At 66.3% G+C, this 279-nt stretch carries 1 protein-coding gene; it reads left to right on the top strand.

Annotated elements, in window-relative coordinates:
- Nucleotides 1–228, top strand: a 228-nt coding sequence (locus SB765_RS29130) for a YkgJ family cysteine cluster protein (RefSeq protein ID WP_410932419.1), incomplete at its 5' end; no start/stop codon positions are given.
- Between the last annotated feature and the right edge of the window lie 51 nt (nucleotides 229–279).

Genomic DNA, 279 nt, shown 5'->3' with positions numbered 1-279 from the left:
GCCAAGCCATGCCGCTGCGTCAGCGTTGAGGGCGAGATCGGTAAAGGGGTGGCTTGTACCATCTATGCCAACCGTTCCAGCCCTTGCCGCGAGTTCGAGGCGTCGTGGGAAGGTGGGGTGCACAACCCCAGCTGTGACGATGCGCGGGCGGCGTATGGGCTGCCGCCGCTGACGCCGCCGGGGGCCAATGAGCCGCATTGGCCGGATGATGGGGCTGAGGTGGCTTGAGGCATTGTCGCTAGCCTGTACTGGCCCTATCGCCGGCAAGCCAGCTCCCAC

The organism is Pseudomonas sp. SIMBA_067 (assembly GCF_046534675.1).
GTDB classification, from domain to species: Bacteria; Pseudomonadota; Gammaproteobacteria; order Pseudomonadales; family Pseudomonadaceae; genus Aquipseudomonas; species Aquipseudomonas putida.
This window is presented reverse-complemented; position numbering and strand designations above follow the sequence as displayed.